Origin of the sequence: Labrys sedimenti (assembly GCF_034424805.1) — a bacterium.
GTDB classification, from domain to species: Bacteria; Pseudomonadota; Alphaproteobacteria; order Rhizobiales; family Labraceae; genus Labrys; species Labrys sedimenti.
This window is the reverse complement of record NZ_JAXOUF010000001.1, coordinates 1070815-1086161: the sequence shown is the minus strand read 5'-3', so window position 1 is coordinate 1086161 and position 15347 is coordinate 1070815. Positions and strand designations below refer to the sequence as shown.

General features: G+C 63.5%; 13 protein-coding genes and 1 pseudogene. 8 read left to right on the top strand and 6 right to left on the bottom strand.

Features of this window, described 5'->3' with window-relative positions:
• The first annotated feature begins 172 nt into the window (after positions 1–172).
• The 8 genes from U1R88_RS05290 to U1R88_RS05255 all read left to right on the top strand — a co-directional run bounded on the left by U1R88_RS05290 (position 173) and on the right by U1R88_RS05255 (position 8118).
• On the top strand, positions 173–826 hold the full coding sequence (locus tag U1R88_RS05290; RefSeq protein WP_322430510.1) for a FadR/GntR family transcriptional regulator: 654 nt from the start codon (positions 173–175) through the stop codon (positions 824–826).
• Between the two features lie 11 nt (positions 827–837).
• Positions 838–2007 carry a PLP-dependent transferase gene (locus U1R88_RS05285; RefSeq protein WP_322430509.1) on the top strand — a complete coding sequence of 390 codons (1170 nt, stop codon included), beginning with the start codon at positions 838–840 and terminating at the stop codon, positions 2005–2007.
• A gap of 83 nt (positions 2008–2090) precedes the next feature.
• A complete protein-coding gene (locus U1R88_RS05280) occupies positions 2091–3371 on the top strand; it encodes an ABC transporter substrate-binding protein (RefSeq protein WP_322430294.1) in 1281 nt (426 codons plus the stop codon).
• Positions 3372–3553: 182 nt separating this feature from the next.
• Positions 3554–4477, top strand: a complete 924-nt coding sequence (locus tag U1R88_RS05275; RefSeq protein ID WP_322430293.1) for a carbohydrate ABC transporter permease — start codon at positions 3554–3556, stop codon at positions 4475–4477.
• Between the two features lie 2 nt (positions 4478–4479).
• Positions 4480–5319, top strand: a complete 840-nt coding sequence (locus U1R88_RS05270) for a carbohydrate ABC transporter permease (RefSeq protein WP_322430292.1) — start codon at positions 4480–4482, stop codon at positions 5317–5319.
• A gap of 13 nt (positions 5320–5332) precedes the next feature.
• Positions 5333–6400 carry an ABC transporter ATP-binding protein gene (locus U1R88_RS05265; protein WP_322430291.1) on the top strand — a complete coding sequence of 356 codons (1068 nt, stop codon included), beginning with the start codon at positions 5333–5335 and terminating at the stop codon, positions 6398–6400.
• A gap of 136 nt (positions 6401–6536) precedes the next feature.
• Positions 6537–7766 (top strand): MFS transporter, encoded by a 1230-nt coding sequence (locus tag U1R88_RS05260; protein ID WP_322430290.1) that lies wholly within the window; start codon positions 6537–6539, stop codon positions 7764–7766.
• 1 nt (position 7767) lies between these two features.
• The gene (locus U1R88_RS05255) at positions 7768–8118 is read left to right on the top strand and encodes an ArsC family reductase (RefSeq protein WP_322430289.1); all 351 of its coding nucleotides are present in this window, start codon (positions 7768–7770) and stop codon (positions 8116–8118) included.
• Positions 8119–8283: 165 nt separating this feature from the next.
• Here U1R88_RS05255 and U1R88_RS05250 read toward each other — a convergent pair whose 3' ends face one another.
• The 6 genes and pseudogenes from U1R88_RS05250 to U1R88_RS05225 form a co-directional block, all read right to left on the bottom strand.
• A complete protein-coding gene (locus tag U1R88_RS05250) occupies positions 8284–8637 on the bottom strand; it encodes a DUF1428 domain-containing protein (RefSeq protein ID WP_322430288.1) in 354 nt (117 codons plus the stop codon).
• A 96-nt stretch (positions 8638–8733) separates the two neighbouring features.
• Complete coding sequence (locus U1R88_RS05245; protein WP_068296222.1) at positions 8734–9225, bottom strand: peptide deformylase; 492 nt, start codon at positions 9223–9225, stop codon at positions 8734–8736.
• Between the two features lie 31 nt (positions 9226–9256).
• Positions 9257–9691 carry a Cu(I)-responsive transcriptional regulator gene (gene cueR / locus U1R88_RS05240; RefSeq protein WP_322430287.1) on the bottom strand — a complete coding sequence of 145 codons (435 nt, stop codon included), beginning with the start codon at positions 9689–9691 and terminating at the stop codon, positions 9257–9259.
• Positions 9692–9775: 84 nt separating this feature from the next.
• Positions 9776–12049: pseudogene (locus tag U1R88_RS05235) on the bottom strand (heavy metal translocating P-type ATPase); the annotation flags it as partial.
• A gap of 193 nt (positions 12050–12242) precedes the next feature.
• On the bottom strand, positions 12243–12941 hold the full coding sequence (locus tag U1R88_RS05230; RefSeq protein WP_322430286.1) for an SOS response-associated peptidase: 699 nt from the start codon (positions 12939–12941) through the stop codon (positions 12243–12245).
• A 31-nt stretch (positions 12942–12972) separates the two neighbouring features.
• The gene (locus U1R88_RS05225; protein WP_322430285.1) at positions 12973–15060 is read right to left on the bottom strand and encodes an ATP-dependent helicase; all 2088 of its coding nucleotides are present in this window, start codon (positions 15058–15060) and stop codon (positions 12973–12975) included.
• Positions 15061–15347 lie beyond the last annotated feature (287 nt).

Below are 15347 nucleotides of genomic sequence, written 5' to 3'. Positions count from 1 at the left end.
CATGCCGCCAGGGATCGCAATTAAGCTGACTTTCTCCTTGACAATCGAACCTGCGTCGAAAAATAGTCAGATGTCAGACCAATTTTAAACCATCATCCGGAAGCCGCATTTGAGCACGCCGTCTCTCCAGGGACTTGCTCCGCTGCCATCCGCCGACAGGGCGGATGATGTGATGCGAGCGATCGGTACCTTTATCGCCACCTCCGGCATCAAGCCGGGCGAGCGCCTGCCGACGGAACGGCAGCTGATGCAGACCCTGGCGGTCGGTCGCTCCACCGTGAGGGAAGTTATCCGAAAGCTGCAAGCCCTGGGGGTGGTCGAGTCCCGCAAGGGCAGCGGCACCTATCTCAAGCGGGCGTTCTCGGCCGACGCCATCCATATGCCGCTGGTGATCGATGCCGCCCTGCTGCGCGATCGCCTGCTGCAAACGCTGGAAGTTCGGCGTGGGCTCGAAACCGAGGTGAGCGCGCTGGCCGCCCTCAGGGCGACGCCTGGCGATATCGCCGTCATCGAGGCCAAGCTCAACATCATGGAAGCGGTGCATCTGGAGAAGGGGACCTCCGGCCCCGAGGACCTCGCCTTCCATCTGGCCATCTACGACGCCAGCCACAATCCCCTGTTCGGCCAGCTCTTGGAGCGCATGCGGGAGGCTTTCGAAAGCTTCTTCGAAGAGCCTTTCGACCGCCCGGATTTCGCCCGCCGTTCCTTTCGTTTCCACCGCGAGCTCTTCGACGCCATCGTCCGGCGCGATCCGCAGACGGCGCGGGAAAAGACACTCGCCATTCTCGAAATTGTCGAAGAAGACATCAAGGACATGTCCAAATGACCGACCACCGGATGACGCAGGCATCGGATGATCTCGACTATGCCAGCCTCGTCGTCGCCCATGACGATGCCCACGCCTTCGAGGCCGTGGTGCCGCCGATCGTGCAGACGTCGCTGTTCACCTTCTCCAGCTTCGAGGAGATGGCGGCAACCTATCGCGGCGAACAGGTGCGGCCGGTCTATTCGCGCGTCGGCAATCCCACCACACGGCTGTTCGAAGAGAAGATCGCCGAACTCGAACGCACCGAGGACGCCATCGGCTTTGCCAGCGGCATGGGTGCGATTTCCTCCAGCGTCTTGGCTTTCGTCGAGCCGGGCGATCGGATCGTCTGCGTGCGCCATGTCTATCCCGATGCCTATCGCCTGTTCGAGACCCTGCTGAAACGCTGGAAGGTCGAGACCGTCTATGTCGATGGCCGCGATGCGGATGCGGTCGCAGCGGCACTGCCGGGCGCCAAGCTCTTCTACATGGAAAGCCCGAACAGCTGGATGATGGAAACGCAGGACATTCCCGCGCTCACGGCCTTGGCCCGCCAGCATGGCGTCATCACCATCCTCGACAACAGCTGGGCCTCGCCGGTGTTCCAGCAGCCGGTGCGCCTCGGCGTCGACCTCGTGGTGCATTCGGCTTCCAAATATATCGGTGGCCATTCGGACGTGGTTGCCGGCGTGGTGGCAGGGCGCAAGGAACTCGTTGACGTCATCCGCCGCACCATCACACCCTATCTCGGCGCCAAACTGGCGCCGTTCGAAGCCTGGCTGCTGCTCAGGGGGCTGCGCACTTTGCCGACGCGCATGAAGGCGCATGAGGCGGCAGGCCTGGCCATCGCGCGCAAGCTCGGCGAACTGGCGGAAGTGGTGGCGGTCTACCATCCGGGCCTCGGCAACAGCCTGCCGCCTGGGTTGAGCGGCACCTCAGGCCTGTTCTCCTTCGAATTCGACGACAGCGTCGACATTCCCGCCTTCTGTAACGCCCTCAAGCTGTTCAAGATCGGGGTGAGCTGGGGCGGCCACGAGAGCCTGGTGGTGCCGGCTTTGGTCACGCGCGGGCAGAATGCCGGCCCCAATTCGGCGCTCGATTTCGGCGTGTCGGAGCGCATCGTGCGCTTCCATGTCGGCCTGGAAGGCGTGGACGCGCTATGGGCCGATGTCACGCAGGCGCTGGCCGCTGCCAAGAGATAGCCGGTGCGCGACGCCGCCCACTGGACGAGCGTTCGGGTGCTGGTTGGAACGTAGGGTGCAAATAACAAGAGAGGGGAATCTCAATGTTCAAGAAACTGCTGCTGGCCGCGACGGCCTCGTTGGCCTTGGCCCTGCCGGCCCAAATCTTGCCAGCCTGGGCCGACACCACGCTCAAGCTGACCGAAGTCATTACCAGCCCTGAGCGCACCCAGACGCTGAAGGACATCGTCAAGAAGTTCGAGGATGCCAATCCCGGCGTGAAGGTGGAGATCACGTCTCTGCCCTGGGGCCAGGCCTTCGAGAAATTCGCCACCATGGTCTCGGCCGGCGATACGCCTGATGTGGTCGAGATGCCCGACCGCTGGCAGTCGCTCTATGCCAATAATGGCATGCTCGAAAATCTCGAGCCGTATCTCGCCAAGTGGGAGCACACCAAGGAGCTGAACGACCGCGCACTCGAGATGGGGCGCTATGTGAACAACACCGCCTATGCGCTGCCCTATGGCTTCTATCTGCGCGCGATGTTTTACAACAAGAAACTGTTCAAGGAAGCGGGGGTCGACGGCCCGCCCAAGACGATGGACGAGTTCGTCGAGGCGGCCAAGAAGGTTTCCGCCCTTCCCGGCAAGTTCGGCTATTGCCTGCGCGGCGGCCCCGGCGGCCTCAATGGCTGGATGATGATGGGCGCCAACATGGCCGGTGATGGCACCTTCTTCAAGCCCGACGGTACCTCGACCATGGCCGATCCCGGCTGGGTCAAGGGCGTTACCGTGCTGGTCGACCTCTACAAGAACGGCTATGCGCCCAAGGACAGTGTCAACTGGGGCTTCAACGAGATCGTTACTGGCTTCTATTCCGGCACCTGCGCCATGCTCGACCAGGATCCCGACGCCTTGATCGCGGTGGCCGACAAGATGAACAAGGACGACTACGACGTCGCCCCCATGCCCAAGGGGCCGGCCGGCAAGACCTTCCCGACCATCGGCTATGCCTCGTGGTCGATGTTCGCCAATTCCGAGAACAAGGAACTGGCCTGGAAGCTGATCGCAGCCCTCGACGGTCCGGAAGGCAACATCGCCTGGAACAAGAAGACGGGTGCGCTGCCGATCTACAAGTCCGCCGCCAAAGATCCCTTCTATGCCGATCCCAAGTTCAAGGGCTGGTTTGCCGAGCTCGGCGATTCCAATGTCTCGCCGCTGGTGATGCCGACCTATCTGGAGGAGTTCGCCTTCTTCGCCGACTCCATCGCGGTGAAGACCACGCAGCAGGCTCTGCTCGGCCAACTCACCCCCGAGCAGCTTGCCGAGCAATGGGCAGACTATTTGACCAAGGCTCAGCAGAAATTCCTGGCGAAGAAGAAGTAGTCGGGCGCCGCAACTGCGTCATCCCGGACGCGATGCGGCGCGTAGTGCCGCTTCGCAGATCCGGGACCGCACGACCATTCTGCGCAATTTCGACGCGATCCCGCATCTGCATCGCATCACTGCGTGCCGCGATGCGTGCGGGATGACGTGATGTCCCCAGCCCGTGCCCGATCGGATAGTGAATGGCTTTGGCAGAACTTTCCATCCCGACCAGGCGGCGCGGCCGAAGCGCCTGGCTGGCGTTCGAACCCTGGCTCTATGCAGCGCCTTCGATCATCCTGATCGTGGCGATCATGCTGGTGCCTTTGGCCATCGGCATGTCCTATGCTTTCCGCGACATCCAGCTCCTGAAGCCCTTCGGCGGCGGCTATGTCGGGCTCGAGCATTTCCGCAGCATGTGGGGAGATGCCAATTTCTGGAATGCGCTTTCCAATACCGTGCAGTGGACGGTGGTTTCGGTCGCCCTGCAGTTCGTTCTCGGCCTGATCCTGGCTCTCCTGCTCAACCGGCCCTTCCCGGGGCGGGGCGTGGTGCAGGCGCTGGTGTTCCTGCCCTGGGCCGTGCCGAGCTTCCTTTCCGGTCTCAACTGGGCCTGGATGTTTAATCCCATCGTCGGTCCGGTGCCGCACTGGCTCTCCGGCCTCGGCCTGATGGCGACGCCCGACAACATCCTCTCCAGCCCGACCCATGCCATCTGGGGCCCGATCGTCGCCAATGTCTGGTGGGGCTTTCCGTTTTTCGCCATCACGCTGCTCGCCGCCCTGCAATCGATCCCGCAGGACATCTATGAGGCGGCCGAGATCGACGGCGCTGGGTCGCTCAAGCGCTTCACCTCGATCACGGTGCCGTTCCTGGCGCCGACGATCGCCATCACCGTGCTGTTGCGCGCGGTCTGGATCGCCAATTCCGCCGACCTCATCGTGGTGATGACACGCGGTGGACCTGCCGACTCGACCCAGATCATCGCCAGCTACATCTATACGCAGGCCTATATGCGCCTCGACTTCGGCTATGCCTCGGCGATCTCGATGGTGCTGCTGGTGCTGCTGCTCGCCTATGCCGCCACGCTGATCGCGCTCAGGCAAATGCTGATCCGGAGGGCTTGACCATGCGCCGTTCCACCCGCCGTTCGGTCTATTGGGTGCTGCATTACACCTTGATCGCCCTGTTCCTGATCTTTGCCCTGTTCCCGCTTTACTGGGTGTTCAAGGTCTCGGTCACGCCCAATGATCTGCTCTACAGCGAAGGTGTGAAGCTGTGGCCGTCGCGCTTCGGCTTCGATCACTATGTTTCGGTGATCAGCCATACCGACTTCCCGCTGTTCTTCCGCAACAGCGTGATCATCTCGGGTTTTACCGCGCTGTTCACCACGCTGCTGGCGGCAGGCGCCGGCTACAGCTTCTCGCGCTTCGTCTATCGCGGTAAATTCTGGCTGGTCGGACTGATGCTGATCACCCAGATGTTCCCGCTGGTGATGATCATCGCACCGATCTTCAAGCTGTTCCAGCCACTCGGCCTCAACAACAGCCTGACCGGCCTGATCATCATCTATACCGCCTATAACGTGCCGTTCGCAGCCTTCCTGATGCAGTCCTTCTTCGACGGCATCCCGAAGGACCTGGAGGAGGCGGCGATGATCGACGGCGCCACGCGCTTCGGGGCGCTGCGCCAGATCATCCTGCCCCTGACCATGCCCGGCATCGCCGCGACGCTCGGCTTCGTCTTCACCGCGGCCTGGAGCGAACTGCTCTTCGCCCTGATGCTCAACACCAAGGACAGCGTGATCACCTTCCCGGTGGGACTGCTCAACTTCGTCTCGAAGTTCGCGGTGGATTTCGGGCAGATGATGGCGGCTGGCGTGCTCGCGCTCATCCCCGTCTGCATCTTCTTCTTCCTGATCCAGCGTTACCTGGTCCAGGGCCTCACGGCTGGCGCCGTGAAGGGCTGAAAGGGTTATTCCGATGGCCAATATCGAAGTGAAAGCCGTCCGCAAGAACTACGGCGCCTTGCCCATCCTCAAGGGCATCGACCTCTCCATCGCCTCGGGCGAATTCGTGGTGCTGGTCGGGCCGTCCGGCTGCGGCAAGTCGACCCTGCTGCGTCTCATCGCCGGTCTGGAGGACACCAGCCAGGGGCAGATCCTCATCGATGGCGCCACGGTGAACGACCTGCCGCCTAGGGATCGCGACATCGCCATGGTGTTCCAGTCCTACGCGCTCTATCCGCATATGAGCGTGCGCGACAATATGAGCTATGCGCTCAAATTGCGGAAGAAAGCAGCCGATTTCATTGCGGGCGCAGTGACCAAGGCTGGAGCCAAACTCGGCCTGGAGGCCCTGCAGGACCGCAAGCCGCGGCAATTGTCGGGCGGGCAGCGCCAGCGCGTCGCCATGGGCCGTGCCATCGTGCGCAATCCCAAGGCCTTCCTGTTCGACGAGCCCCTGTCCAATCTCGATGCCCGCCTGCGCGAACAGATGCGTTTCGAGATCCGCAAGCTGCACCGCGATCTCGGGGCGACCTCGGTCTATGTCACCCATGACCAGATCGAGGCGATGACCATGGCCGATCGTATCGTCGCCATGAACGGGGGCGTGATCCAGCAGGTCGGCGCGCCGCTCGAGCTCTATGACGATCCCGCCAATATGTTCGTGGCCGGCTTTATCGGTTCGCCGGCGATGAACTTTCTCGATGCCCAGGCACAGCCTGGCGAGGGCGGCATGACCCTGCGCGTTGGCGATACGGTACTTGCCGTCCTGCCGGGCCAGCGCCTGCCCGAGAAGGTCATCGTCGGCATTCGTCCGGAACGCGCGGCGCTGTCGCCGAACGGCAACGTGCCGGCTCGCGTCGATCTGGTCGAGCCGACAGGTCTCGGTACGGTGGCGCATCTGGAGATTAGTGGGCAGGGCCTGAAGCTGTTCACGACCGACCGCCCCGCCTTGAAGGCAGGCGAGATCGTGAGACTGGCGATCGCTCCCGGCGATCTGCGCCTGTTCGACCCGGCGAGCGGAGAACGCATTAGACTGGCCTGATGCGCAGGGTTTTCATCGGACAAGGGCTGGCCAAGCCGGCATCACCCATGACAAAAGAGGGGCTGAATTCCTTTCAGCTCCGCATGACGCCTTCCCCGGCCGGGGTAGCTGCATGCCTTTTCTTTTGTGAGATTTGATGTCCCGCATTGCAACGACGGGCGAGGCTACGCATGAGCCCGTGGCCTCCGGCTGGATTACCCTGCTGATTGCGGCGGCCTGTGGCCTCATCGCCGCGAATATCTATTATGCCCAGCCGCTGGTCGGTCTGATCAGCGCCGATCTTGGCATGTCGCCGGGCGCAGCCGGGCTGATCGTGACGATGACGCAGATCGGCTACGGCGCCGGTCTGCTGTTCCTGGTGCCGCTCGGCGATCTGATCGAGAATCGCAAGCTCATCCTCTGGGTGATGACGCTGGCTGTCATTGCCCTGGCGGGGGCCATGCTGGCCCGCAGCAGCCTGCAATTCCTGGTCTCGGCCTTGTTGATCGGACTCGGTTCCGTGGCCGTGCAGATCCTCGTGCCCTTCGCCGCGCATCTCGCGCCCGAGGCGCGGCGGGGCAGGGTGGTCGGCAATGTGATGAGCGGGCTGATGGTCGGCATCATGCTGGCGCGCCCGGTATCGAGCCTGATCACCTATTTCAGCTCCTGGCACATGGTGTTCCTCGTCTCCATCGTTGCCATGCTCGTGCTGGGCGTTGTGCTGGCCCGCGCCTTGCCGAAACGCCAGCCGCCGCCGGCCCCGTCCTACGGCCGGCTTCTGCTCTCGATGGCGACCTTGATGCGCACCACGCCGATCCTGCGCCGGCGTGCGCTCTATCAGGCCTGCATGTTCGGTGCCTTCAGTGTGTTCTGGACCTGCACCCCGCTGTTGCTGGCGAGTCCCGCCTTCGGCATGACGCAATCGGGCATCGCGCTGTTCGCGCTGGCCGGAGCGGCAGGCGCAGTGGCGGCTCCCATCGCCGGACGGATTGCCGATCGCGGCTGGGTCCGTCCGGCCTCGGCCTTCGCCATGACGCTCGGCGCGGTCAGCTTTCTGCTCACCCATCTGGCCGAGCCGGGATCGAACCTATCCCTCGGCCTTTTGGTCACGGCCGCGATCGTGCTCGATTTCGGCGTCTCGGCCAATGTCGTGCTCGGTCAGCGGCTGATCTACAATCTGGGGGCGGAATATCGCAGCCGTCTCAACGGCGTCTATATGGCGACATTCTTCGTGGGCGGCGCCCTCGGCTCGGCTCTGGGCGGTTGGGTCTATGCCCATGGCGGCTGGACGGCAACGTCCTGGCTCGGCTTTGCCCTGCCGGTGCTTGCCTTGCTTTATTTCTCGACGGAAAAGAGGGCTTCAATCAGCCCAGGAATCAGGACCTGACATGAGTGTGACGATCTACGGCATCAAGACCTGCGATACCATGAAGAAGGCGCGGACCTGGCTCGAGACCCATGGCAAGGCCTATGCCTTTCACGATTATCGGGTCGAAGGCATCGATCGCGCGCATCTGGATGCCTGGGCGGATAAGGTCGGCTGGGAAGTCCTGCTGAACAAGACCAGCACGACCTTCCGGGCCTTGTCCGAAGGCGACAAGCAGGGCATCGACCGGGCCAAGGCAATCGACTTGATGCTGGCCGAGCCGACCATGATCAAGCGGCCCGTCCTCGATCTCGGCAACGGCAAGCTGCTTGTCGGATTCAAGCCGGATAGCTATGCCGCCGCGATGGCTTGAGGCAAGAACCGGCTTCGGCCGGTTCTTTCTGGGATCGCAGGCATCCTTGCCTGCCCCCATGTGAGCGCGCCGATAAAGGGGCCGGAAGAGCAGGCAAGGATGCCTGTGGCCCCAGGGAGTTCTCCCCCTCGGCGAGACAATGTCGATGCTGGTTCGTATGTCGGCCTACATCTCGATCAGGCTGGTGAACCCGCCAAAGATCATGCGCTTGCCGTCGAAGGGCGCGTTCGCCATGCTGCCCTCCAGCCGGGGATCGGCCATCACCTTGGCCATGACGGCATCGCGCTCCTCGCGCGAGCGGTAGGTCACCCAGGAGAAGATGACGATCTCGTCCTCCTTGGCCTGAACGGCCCGCGGAAAGGACGTGACTTCGCCATAGGGGACATCGTCGGCGACGCATTCGACATAGCTGAGTGCGCCATGTTCCATCCACACCTGGCCGCCGAGACGAGCCATTTCCTCGTAGGCCTTGAGGTTCTGCTTGGGCACGGCGACAACGAAACCGTCGACATCGGTCATTTCAGCTTCCTCCTGCTTCGATCTCCCAAGGACGTTCGATACCCGGCCAAGCCGACAGCCCCGGCAAGATTTTGTGGGCTACGGGGCCGGCCGGCATCAGGATCGCTTTTGAAAACGCTTGATGACCCGCTCTCGTTTCAGGCGCGACAAGCATTGTATCCAGAAGATGCCGTCGAGTTGGTCGATCTCGTGCTGCAGGCAGACGGCGAGCAGGCCATCGGCTTCTTCCGTTTCCTGCGTTCCTTCGAGTGTCTGGAAGGTCACGCGCACGCGCGCCGGGCGTTCGACCGTCTCGGTCACTCCAGGCATGGAGACGCTGCCTTCGACATGTTCTCGCTTATCCTGCGATGACCAGACGATGGCTGGATTGACATAGACTCGCACCCTGTTCTCGCCGGGCAATTCGAGCACCGTAAGGCGCTTGGCGATGCCCAGATGCGGGGCGGTGATGCCGATGCCAGGCGCGGCCCGCATGGTGTCGAGCAGATCCTGGGCAAGAACTGCCAGATCGGCGTCGAAAGCGGTGACCGGGGCTGCGGGAAGGCGCAAGCGCGGATCGGGAAAGCGTAGAATCGGTTGAGCAGGCATCGTGGGAGGCTAGCTTATCTCGCCAGCATCATCACGCTTGGCGACGTTTGAGCTTGGGCTTGGGGGGCGCGGCCTCCTCGCCGTGGGAGAGATCCTCCAGGATCGGGCAATTGGGCCGGTTGTCGCCGTGGCAATTGTTGACGAGGTGACGCAACGTCTTCGCCATCCCCTCGATCTCGCGCGCCTTGCGTTCGAGTTCTGTGATGTGGGCTGCGGCGATACTCTTGACGTCGGCGCTCGCGCGGCTGCGGTCACTCCACAAGGCAAGCAGCGTTTCCATTTGTTCGACGGAAAAGCCGAGGTCGCGGCTGCGCCGGATGAAGCGCAGCGTGTGGATGTCGCTGTCGGCATAGACGCGATAGCCCGCTTCGGTGCGGGCTGCGCTCGGCATCAATCCGATGGATTCGTAGTAGCGGATCATCTTGGCTGAAACGCCGGAGGCGGCGGATGCCTCACCGATATTCATGACGATTCTTCCTGTTTTTCCTTGCCGAGAAAGCCTCATCGCGATTCTCGAATCGTGATGAGATTTCTTCAATATTCCATTGAATCAATTCGATGAATTTAAGGCATGTGTGCCTATAGCCTGTGTCGATGAATCCGCGGGTCGGTAGCTCTTGAGCCGGAGGGCGTTGGTCACCACGAAGACGCTGGAGAGCGCCATGGCGCCGGCTGCGAGCATCGGCGAGAGCAGGGTGCCGTTGACGGCATAGAGCGCGCCGGCCGCGACGGGGATCAGCGCAATGTTGTAGGCGAAGGCCCAGAACAGGTTCTGGCCGATATTGCGCATGGTCGCCCGCGACAGGCCGATGGCTTTGACGACGCCGTTGGGGTCACCCGCCATCAACACTACGGCCGCGCTCTCGATGGCGACGTCGGTCCCCGTGCCGATGGCGATGCCGACATCGGCGGTGGCAAGGGCAGGCGCATCGTTGATGCCGTCGCCGACAAAGGCAATCTTGCCCCCTCTGGCTGCGAGCCGCTGCACGATCTCGGCCTTGCCGTCGGGCAGGACTTCGGCCTCGATGGTTTCGATCCCGAGCCTTGCCGCAATCGCCTGCGCCGTCCGCCGGGCGTCACCCGTCACCATGGCGACCTCGAGACCAAGTGCCTTGAGGGCTACGACGGCGGCCTTGGCCGTGGGCTTGATCGGATCGGCGACGGCGATGACCGCGGCGATCCTGCCGTCGACGGCCGCGAAAAGGGGCGTCTTGGCCTGTTCGCCGAGGGCCTCCGCGCGGGCGGCGAGCGCTCCGGCATCGATGCCCTGCTCCGCCATCCAGCGTGCCGAGCCGATCGCGACCTTCCGGCCGCCGACGAGGGCGAAGGCGCCGCGCCCCGGGATTGCCTCGAAAGCGGCGGCCGGGGGAATGGCGAGCTTGCGCTCGCGGGCGGCCTTGACGACGGCCGTGGCCAGAGGATGTTCCGAGCGTGCCTCCACCGAGGCCAGCAAGGCGAGAACCTCATTCTCCGAAAAGCCGGGAGCGGTTTCGATATCGGTGACCGCAGGTTCACCCTGGGTGAGGGTGCCCGTCTTGTCGAAGGCGACGATCTTGACGTCACGCAGGCCCTGCAGGGCATCGCCGCGCCGGAAGAGCACGCCGAGCTCGGCCGCGCGCCCGGTCGCCACCATGATCGAGGTGGGGGTCGCCAGGCCCATCGCGCAGGGGCAGGCGATGATCAGCACGGCCACGGCATTGACGAGGGCGAAGGTGAGGGCGGGGCTCGGGCCGAGCAGCAACCAGGCGATGAAGGTCAGCGTCGCGATGGCGATGACGGCGGGCACGAACCAGGCCGTGACCTTGTCGACCAGCGCCTGGATCGGCAGCTTGGCGCCCTGGGCCGCCTCGACCATACGGATGATCTGGGCGAGCAGGGTCTGCGAGCCCACCTTCGTCGCCCGGAACGAGAAACTGCCGGTCTTGTTGATGGTCCCGCCGATGACCTCAGCACCGACGCCCTTGGTGACCGGTATCGCCTCGCCGGAGATCATCGACTCGTCCACGTAGGAAGAGCCTTCGACGATTTCGCCGTCGACGGCGATCTTCTCGCCGGGGCGGACCCGGATGATGTCTCCCGGCTGGAGCTCGGCGATCGGCACCTCGGTCTCCGAGCCATCGCGCAGCCGCAGGGCCGTCTTGGCCTGCAGACCGGCCAGTTTACGGATCGCCTCGCTGGTCTCGCCCTTGGCGCGTGCCTCGAGATAGCGGCCGAGCAGGATCAGCGTGACGATGACGCCGGCGGCCTCGTAATAGACATAGGCCGTGCCTTCCGGCAGGGCCGCGGGCAGGAAGGTCGCGACCACCGAAAACAGCCAGGCGGCGCCGGCGCCGAGGGAGACCAGAGCGTTCATGTCCGGAGCCCCGCGCAACAGAGCCGGAATGCCCTTGACGAAGAAGCGCAGTCCCGGACCGAACAGCACCAGGCTGATCAGCACGAACTGGGCATACCAGTTCCACTGGCCCAGATTCATCTGAATGGTGTGGTGGAGGGCCGGTATCAGGTGCCCGCCCATCTCGACCAGGAAGACCGGTATGGTCAGCACGGCCGCAAGCGCGAGGTCCCGGCAGAGCGTGGCGATCTCAGCCTTGCGGGCCGTGCGCTCGGGATCTTCCGCATGGTCGTCCTCGATTACATGGGCGCCATAACCCGCCTTGGCGATGGCGGCCAGCACGGGGGGCAAATTGACAGGCCCTTCGAAGGAGACCTGGGCCCGCTCGGTGGCGAGATTGACGGCGGCCTGTACGACGCCCGGCGTGGCGGCGATGGCCTTCTCCACGCGGCGAACGCAGGACGCGCAGGTCATGCCCTCGATGGCGATGTCGAAAGTCGCGGGGCTCAAAGTTGGAGAGCTCAAAGTCGGAGACATGGGGCAATCCCTTTCCAGGTCATTGCCTAGATAGGTAAACCTTCCAGTCATTGGAAGGTCAAGAGGGCTTTGGAGCGCGAACTTCCAGTCCGCTCTTCTCTTTCTGTCAGCGTGATATTTCAAAGAGCGGACTGGAAGTCCGCGCTCCTCACACCGGTGCCGCTACGTCCTCAGCATTGTTTGCCGGACTGTTGACGCGCGAGGAAATCGGCCAGATCTCCATCAGCTCGGGCGGAAAGGGCACCATCAGGTCGAAGGGATCGGGCTCGATGTTGTCGAGCCAGCGCCGATGGTTCTCCGGAGCGAGGATCACCGGCATGCGGTCATGGATCGTCGCCATCAGCGCATTGGCCTGGCAGGTGACGATGGCGAAGCTGCGCGTGATCTTGCCGGAGGCCTTGTCGACCCAGCTTTCCCAGACACCGGCGACGGCGAAGGGACGGTGATCCTTCATGGCAATGGCATAGGGCTGTTTCGCCCCTTTCACCGGCTTGCCGTCCGCCTCGAGGATCTTCATCCATTCGAAGAACAGATCGATCGGGACGAGGCAGCGCCGGGTCTTGTAGGCATCGCGGAAGGAAGGCTTGGTCTGGATGCCTTCGCAACGGGCGTTGATGGGCTTGGGCCAATCGCCCGGGTCCTTCACCCAGTTGGGAATGAGCCCCCATTGCAGGAGGTCGTGGACATAGGCGGCAGACCGAGGCTGACGGCGGATCACCCAGAAGTGCTGGGCCGGCGCCCCATTGAAATGGGCTTCCCAGGCACGGGCGACCTCTTCCGGCGTGGCCCCCGGTTCCGTCTGAAGGCCCGGCAGGTCCGGGCTGCGCTGCATGATCCGTCCACACATCGCCGGACCATGGCACGCCCACCTGCTGGTCTCAACGCCACATGCCGCGCATGCGGTCGCGCAGGTCGATCGAGCTGTGGATGCCGCTTTGTTGCCGGGCGTTGGAGGCTGCCACCCTCGGCCACATCACCTGCTGGAAGCGGTCGAGGATCGCAGACGGGATGAAGCGGGTGCGGTTGGCATAGACATGCCGGTCGCCCTGGGAATGCTGGCCATGGGTGAAGAAGCGCTGCGGCATCACGAGGTGCAGGCTGTCGCGCGCGCGGGTCATCGCGACATAGAGCAGCCGGCGTTCTTCCTCCAGATCGTTCTTGGTGCCGGCGGCAAGATCCGCCGGCAGGCAGCCATCCACCGTGTTGAGCACGAACACCGCTTTCCATTCCTGCCCCTTGGCCGAATGGATGGTGGAGAGGATGAGATAATCCTCGTCCCGCAAGGGAGGGCCCGCTTCGTCGCTGGTGGCGCTGGGCGGATCGAGCGTCAGCTCGGTGAGGAAGCGCTCACGGGACTCGTAGCCCGCGGCGATCTGTTCGAGCTGGAGAAGATCGGCACGGCGCGCTACGGCATCCTCATGCATGCGCTCCAGATGGGGCTCGTACCAGCGGCGAACGCGCTCGATCTCCCCAGGCCAGTCGCTCGGTCCCTTGTGCAGGCTGGCGGCGAGGTCGACGAAATCCGGCCAGTCCGCTCCGGCGCGGGGCGGCGCCGGCAAGGCTGCGATGTCGTCGACGCCGACGGCATCGAGGACATTGGCGGCGGAGGTAGGACCGACGCCCGGCAGCAGTTGCAGGACGCGGAAACCGGCAACGCGATCGCGCGGATTCTGCGCCCAGCGCAACAGGGCCAGCATGTCCTTGACGTGGGAGGCATCGAGGAATTTCAGCCCGCCGAACTTCACGAAGGGAATGTTGCGGCGGGTCAGTTCCACCTCGAGCGGGCCTGAGTGGTGCGAGGCGCGAAACAGCACGGCCTGCTGCTTGAGCGTCATGCCGCTTTCACGGTTCTCCAGGATCTGTCCGGCCACGAAATCGGCCTGTCCGGCCTCGTCCCTCACGGTGACGAGCTGGGGACGTTCGCTCGATTGCCGCTCCGTCCATAAATTCTTGGTGAAGCGCTCGCTGGCAAGGGCGATCACGGCATTGGCCGCCGCCAGGATGGGCTGGGTCGAACGGTAGTTGCGGTCGAGCGTGATGATCTCGGCCGCCGGCGAGAACTGTGCCGGAAAGTCGAGGATGTTCCGCACGGTGGCGGCACGGAAGGAATAGATCGACTGAGCGTCGTCGCCGACCACCGTGACGCCACGTCCGTCCGGCTTGAGCGCCTTGAGGATCGAGGATTGCAGGCGGTTGGTGTCCTGGTATTCATCGACCAGGACATGGTCGAAACGCACCGAAATATCGGCGGCGATCATTGGCTCGGCCACCATGTGCGACCACCACAGCAGCAGGTCGTCATAGTCGAGCACATTGTTGGCGAGCTTGGCCTCGACATAGGCAGCAAACAGGCTGCGGAGCTCCGCCGCCCAGGCCAGGCACCAGGGAAAGGCCTCTTTCAGCACATTTTCGAGTTCGTCCTGCGCGTTGACCACCCGCGAATAGATGGCGAGGCACGTGCCCTTGCTCGGGAAGCGGTTCTCCGTCTTGGAGAATCCGAGCTCGTGGCGCACCAGATTGATCAGGTCGGCAGAATCCTCCCGGTCGTGAACGGTGAAGGAGGGATCGAGGCCGATCTGGTAGGCATATTCACGCAGGAGGCGGGCGCCGACGGCGTGGAACGTGCCAGCCCAAGTCAGCCCTTCGCTCAGTGTCGCCCCTTTCGCTCCCATGACCTTGGCAGTGATCCGCTCGACCCGCCTAATCATCTCAGAGGAAGCTCGACGCGAGAAGGTCAGGAGGAGAATGCGCCTGGGATCGGCGCCTTCGGCAATGAGATGGGCAACCCGGTGGGCCAGCGTGTTGGTCTTGCCCGATCCGGCACCGGCAATGATCAGCAGGGGACCGGCCGGCTGGCCGGAACCATGTTCGACCGCGCGGCGCTGGTTCTCGTTCAGCCCGGCGAGAAGATCGGCGGGCGATTGAACCAGCTCCTCGGGCACAAGAAGGGCTGCCTGCGCATTCATGCCTTGCTCTCGCGTGGTGAGAAACGAATCCGCCCGGCGATTCGGCGGACGAGCTTTATAAAAGGTAGAAGGCACATATGAACAAAAATGGAACGGATTCGCGAATGATCCGTTCACCGGCAACGGCCTACCGCCGTGCTTCCGCTGGTGGAAGAATTCGACCGGGGCGATGTGAATGTGTTCCCTGGGCGCTTGCTCCGGATCCACCGTCACGCCATGTTCGCGGATATGAAGCGGGGCTGATTGGCGGTTTGGTGCGGGAACGAGGTCGAAAAAATCTGACGGGA

Coding starts and splice junctions, on each gene's coding strand:
- U1R88_RS05225 (WP_322430285.1), bottom strand. CDS start 15,060: ATGAATGCGCAGGCAGCCCTTCTTGTGCCCGAGGAGCTGGTTCAATCG.
- U1R88_RS05280 (WP_322430294.1), top strand. CDS start 2,091: ATGTTCAAGAAACTGCTGCTGGCCGCGACGGCCTCGTTGGCCTTGGCC.
- U1R88_RS05265 (WP_322430291.1), top strand. CDS start 5,333: ATGGCCAATATCGAAGTGAAAGCCGTCCGCAAGAACTACGGCGCCTTG.
- U1R88_RS05275 (WP_322430293.1), top strand. CDS start 3,554: ATGGCTTTGGCAGAACTTTCCATCCCGACCAGGCGGCGCGGCCGAAGC.
- U1R88_RS05255 (WP_322430289.1), top strand. CDS start 7,768: ATGAGTGTGACGATCTACGGCATCAAGACCTGCGATACCATGAAGAAG.
- cueR (WP_322430287.1), bottom strand. CDS start 9,691: ATGAATATCGGTGAGGCATCCGCCGCCTCCGGCGTTTCAGCCAAGATG.
- U1R88_RS05285 (WP_322430509.1), top strand. CDS start 838: ATGACGCAGGCATCGGATGATCTCGACTATGCCAGCCTCGTCGTCGCC.
- U1R88_RS05250 (WP_322430288.1), bottom strand. CDS start 8,637: ATGACCGATGTCGACGGTTTCGTTGTCGCCGTGCCCAAGCAGAACCTC.
- U1R88_RS05270 (WP_322430292.1), top strand. CDS start 4,480: ATGCGCCGTTCCACCCGCCGTTCGGTCTATTGGGTGCTGCATTACACC.
- U1R88_RS05260 (WP_322430290.1), top strand. CDS start 6,537: ATGTCCCGCATTGCAACGACGGGCGAGGCTACGCATGAGCCCGTGGCC.
- U1R88_RS05230 (WP_322430286.1), bottom strand. CDS start 12,941: ATGTGTGGACGGATCATGCAGCGCAGCCCGGACCTGCCGGGCCTTCAG.
- U1R88_RS05245 (WP_068296222.1), bottom strand. CDS start 9,225: ATGCCTGCTCAACCGATTCTACGCTTTCCCGATCCGCGCTTGCGCCTT.
- U1R88_RS05290 (WP_322430510.1), top strand. CDS start 173: ATGCGAGCGATCGGTACCTTTATCGCCACCTCCGGCATCAAGCCGGGC.